The organism is Candidatus Krumholzibacteriia bacterium (assembly GCA_035268685.1).
Taxonomy (GTDB): Bacteria; Krumholzibacteriota; Krumholzibacteriia; order JAJRXK01; family JAJRXK01; genus JAJRXK01.
Map to the genome: position 1 here is coordinate 1 of DATFKK010000103.1, position 4979 is coordinate 4979.

3 protein-coding genes are annotated in these 4979 nt (G+C 70.3%); all 3 read left to right on the forward strand.

Translation table 11 applies throughout. From position 1 onward, the window contains the following. Positions 1–667, forward strand: a 667-nt coding sequence (locus VKA86_09885; GenBank protein HKK71516.1) for a hypothetical protein, incomplete at its 5' end; no start/stop codon positions are given. 105 nt (positions 668–772) lie between these two features. Beyond that, on the forward strand, positions 773–4561 hold the full coding sequence (locus VKA86_09890; protein HKK71517.1) for a transglutaminase domain-containing protein: 3789 nt from the start codon (positions 773–775) through the stop codon (positions 4559–4561). Positions 4562–4687: 126 nt separating this feature from the next. Next, on the forward strand, positions 4688–4979 hold a 292-nt coding region (locus VKA86_09895; GenBank protein ID HKK71518.1), incomplete at its 3' end, for a hypothetical protein.

Genomic DNA, 4979 nt, shown 5'->3' on the forward strand with positions numbered 1-4979 from the left:
GCAGATCGCGCAGGTCTACCTGGCCGCCGAGCGTCCGCGCGACGCCCTGCGCTGGCTCGAACGCGACGACGGTCGGGTGTCTCCCCGCGCGTACGAGCAGAGGCAGATGACCAAGGAGGCCTACCGCCAGCTCGGTCGGACCGACCGCGTGGAAGCGATGGTCCGGGCCGACTTCGAGCGTCATCCGGGCGTCACCGGGCTCGACGAACTGGTCGCCCTGCTCGGCGAGGACGCCCGCGCCGGACTGATCGACGAAGCGGTCGCCCGGATCGAGGCGGGCGACGACTTCGACCCGGCCATCGTCGGGTTCCTCCTCGAGGTCGGCCGCCCGGACACCGCCGCCGCCCGGGTGGTGAAGCACCGCGACAGGATCGACGGCCGGGACTGGTATGCGTGGGGCTCGGTCGCCGACGCCCTCCGCGAGGCCCACCAGCCGCTGGCCGCCACCTGCGTCACGCGCGCCCTGCTCGTGTCGATCCTCGACATCGCACGGACCAAGGCCTACGGCCACGGCCGGCGCATGTGGGCCCGGCTGATCACCCTGGCCGATGCCATCGACGACTGGCACGACGTCGAGCCCCACGCCGCCTTCGGAGAACGGCTGTACGAGCGCCACCGGCGCAAACGGAGTTTCTGGGACAAGGTGCCATCACAACAGCGTCCTTGACGCTGCACACCTCCCTCCGACAGCGTCAACCCCGCTCCCGACGCCCGAAAGCCCACCCCTCCGCGCCGATCCGCCCGGCCGCGCGGAGATCCGAGGAGGTCCCCCATGCGTCCGGAGCGCCCCCGCGCCGTCATCGCCCTGTTCCTGGTCGTCGCCGCGATCTCCGTGGCGAACACGGCCCACGCCGACACCGCCGCCGGCGGCGAAACGGAAGCCATCACCGCCGCCATCACCGCTGCCGAGTCGCTGCTCGCCGAGAACCGCATCCGCGAAGCGGCCGCGTCCTATCGCGACATCCTCGCCGACGATGCGCTGCCGGCGGTCGAACGTGCCCGCGTCTTCCGGGGACTGTTCGTCGCCTACGATGCCCTCGGCGATCCGCGGGAGTTGTCCGCGCTGGCCGAGGCGGTGGCCGCGGCTCCGGAGTATCCGGGAAACGCGATGTTGCTGCGGCACGCGTCGAGCGAGGACGGTCGGTACGGACCGGCCGGCGACTGGCCGGAACACCTGCAGCGTCTGCAGGACGTCGCGGCCGCGCATCCGGCCTTGCACGGGCCGGTCGAACTGCTCGTCTCCAGTCACCACGACGCGCGGGCCGAGTGGGACGACATGGCCACGCACGGCGACCGTGTCGGAGCGTTGTGCGACGTGATGGTCGTCGGACCCTTCGGCAACGTCGCCGGCTCGGGCATGACGCGGGTCCTGGGTCCGGAGCGAGGGATCGATCCCGATGCCGACTACCAGGGTCTCGACGGCACGCGCCTGCGCTGGATCCCGGCCTTCTGCGGTCCCTACGCGATGATCGATCTCGACGAGTTCATGGACGAGCGCCCCAATGCGCTCCTGTACACGGTGACCCACGTGCGCTCCGATCGCGATCGCGAGGCGCTCCTGCACGTCTCCGGCGCGGGTTCGTTCCGGGCGTGGTGCAACGAGGATCTCGTTCTCGACGAACCCGAGCATCGTTCGGGCCTCTACGATCTCTACGCGGTACCGATCACGCTGCGCGCGGGCTGGAACCAGATCCTGGTGAAGGCGGGCGCCGAGTTCGATCGCCTGCTCGAGCAGGTTCGCCTGACCGATCCCACCGGCCTGCCGCTGGCCCTGGAGACGAGCGCCGCCCCGCCCGACGGTTTCGACGCGATCGCGGTGGAGTCCGACCCGGAGGTGTCGCCACGGCCGTACCCGCCCGACCACTACCGTGAACGATACGCCTCGTGGCCGCTGGGTTCGGGCTTCGTCGACCGGCTGCTCCTGCTGCGCGACCTCCGGGACCTGGGGTGGGCGGAGCGCGCGCAGACCCTGCTCGACGAACTGTACGAAGAGTTCCGGGGCAGCGGCCTGGTCCACGCCGAGCGGGTGCGCCTGCTGCGGGCGCAGGATGCGCCCGAGGCCGACAACCTGGCTGCGGCGATCGCGGACTTCGCGCCCGAGATGGTCGCGTTCCGTCTCGAACAGGTGCGCGAACTCGAGGATCAGGGCGAGACCGATGCCGCCTTCGCCGCGCTCCAGGAGCTCGTGGACGAAGCACCCGACGACCTCACCCTGCAGAGCTTCCTCGGCCTGGTTCGCATGTCCCGCGGAGACAAGCGCGGCGGCTTCGAAGTGGTGGAGGCCGCGCACCGCGAGCGCCCGTACGACCGCTATCTGCAGTCGAACCTCTCGGTCGCCCTTCGCCAACTGAACCAGGGCCACCGGCTCCGTGAGGCGCTCGAGCGCTTCCACGAGCTGCGGCCCGATCGTGTCGACGTCGCCTACGAGCTCGCACACCTCGCCGCCGAGGCCGAGGACACCGAAGGCGCGCTGCGCTATCTCGACCGTGCGCTCGCCGCCAACGGACCGGCCGTGGAGATCCACCGCCAACGCGCCGAGGTCCTGCGCGACGCCGGCCGCGACGACGAAGCCCTGCAGGCCTACCTCGAGGCCCTGCTCTGGTCGCCGCAGAACGTGCGGCTGCGCAGCGAGGTGGCCGAACTCATGCTGTCGCTCGACCAGAAGGACGACGCCATCGCGCAGCTCGAGCGCGCCCTGTCGCTCGACCCCTCCGACATCGGGGTGCGCGAAACCCTCCGTCGACTGCGCGGCCAGCCACCGATGCGCGACCTCTTCCCCTCCTACGACCTCGCCACCCTGCGCGACACCGTGGACCTCGACTGGGCCGACCCGGAGGCCGGCGTGATCTACCTCTTCGACGACGTCCAGACCACGGTCTTCGAGAGCGGGGCCGACCTCACGCGGCGTCACTACGCGATCCTGATCAGCAGCGAGGCCGGCGTGGCGAACTATCGCGCGATGCAGGAGATGACCCAGCGCGGCGAGCACAGCGGCCTCGAGATCGCCCGGGCCCATCGGCCCGACGGGCAGGTGGTCGACGCCGAGGTCGGATACGGCGAACTCACCTTCACCGACCTCGGCGTGGGCGACGTCATCGAGATCCGCGTGGCCGCCCCGAGCGGCGTGGTCGCGGGGCTCGCCGGACACACGTGGACCGAGAACCGCTTCCAGCTCGAGGCGCCGTGCGCCCGCAGCCGCTTCTCGCTTCTGATCGGCGCGGACCACGACTTCGACTGGGTCGTGCACAACGGCGAGACCGAACACGACGTCGAGAGCCAGGGCGACTGGCGGCTGCACACCTGGGCCGCCCGCGAGATCCCGGCCGTGCAGTTCGAGGCGAACATGCCCCAGTCCCTGGACCACCTCTTCTGGTTGGACTTCACGACCGTCGGATCGTGGGACGACGTGGTGCGCTGGTACCGCGACGAGTCCGAGGGCCGCCTGCGTCCCACGCCGGCGATCGAGTCCCTGGTCGAAGAGCTCGACGTGGCCGACGCCCCGGACAGCGCGCGCATCCACGTCCTGGCCGATTGGGTGCGCGCGGAGATCGAGTACGAGGGCGGGCAGTTCATCGACAGCCCCACCGTGCCGCGCGCCTCCGACGACATCCTCCGCACCCGCTACGGCGACTGCAAGGACCAGGCGGCCGTGATCATCGCCGCCCTGCGGTCGATGGGCATCGACGCCGAGTTCGCGCTCGTCAACTCCCGCTTCGTGATGACGGTTCCGTACCTGCCGTCGCCGCGCTTCAGTCACGCCATCGTCCACGCGCGCACCGACGACGGCCGCGAGTACTGGATCGATCCGACCAGCGACCAGCTCGCCTTCCCGGGCATTCCCAAGGCGCTCGAGGGGATGACGGCCCTGTTGGTCGGTGACGGAGACGGCTTCACCACGATCCCGGTCGAGCCGGTCGACACCGACGGCACGGTCAGCCACTACACGGCGCGCTTCCGCGACGACGACACGCTCGAGCTCGAGGGCACCACGCGTTTCGTGGGCGAGAACGGTGCGAACCTGCGCTCGGTGTTGCGCACCATGCCCGAGCAGATCGATCGCCTGTTCGAGCAGATGCTCGGCCAGACGCACCCCGGCGTGCAGGTCGAGGACCTCCACTACGAGAAGGACGAAGCCGGTGGCAACGACGTCGTCGTCCGGTTGCGCGTGACGATCCCCTCTCCGGTGACCCGCGCCGGCGACCTGCGGATCCTGCAGGTCCCGTGGACGGGCTGGGCCATGCCCTCGCCCGCGGTGGCCACCCGCACCCGCCAGAGTCCGCTCGAGATGATCCACTGGCGCGGAACCTCGACCGAGGAACTCACCCTCGAGCTGCCCGCCGGACTCGCGCCGCTGGGCCTGGGCGATCCCGTGATCGTCGACGGCGACTTCGGGCGCTTCGAGCTCACCCGCTCGCTCGACGACGACGGCCGCCTGCACTGCACGAAGCGTTTCGTGACCGATCGCCTGCGGATCGAGGCGGACGAGTACCCCGATTTCCGCGAGTTCGTCCTGGCCGCGGTGAAGGCGGAGGAGGAACAGGTGGTGTTGAAGCGGGAGTAGGGGCCGCCGGCGAGAAATTCCGGTTTCAGTGTTCGGTTCGTCCTCCGGCGACGTCTCCGTACGTGACGGTCCGGTGTGTCCGCGCTCCGCGGGCTGCCTTCGTTCCACGTCCGGAGGATGCGCTCCATGCTGCGAGCCCTGCTGGTTCTCCTCGTCACGATGCCGCTGGCGTCGTGCGTCATGAACGATCTGGCGAGGGAGGTCGACTACCGGCCGCCCGAGGTGGAGGTGAGCGGACCGACCACGCTCGACGTCGACAACTCGAACGCATTCTACCGGGTGTTCGTGACCGACCCCGACGACGACGAGGCCGTGGCCCTGCGGGTCCTGGTCGACGACGCCGTTCTCGTGGACGAAGTGGACTACCGCGGCTCCCTCGACATCCGGGCCGGTCTGTTCCAACGAGCCCGGGAGGCGT

What these genes read in the sequence shown, in the direction of transcription:
- VKA86_09890 (HKK71517.1), top strand. Translation starts at nt 773, where the DNA reads ATGCGTCCGGAGCGCCCCCGCGCCGTCATCGCCCTGTTCCTGGTCGTC.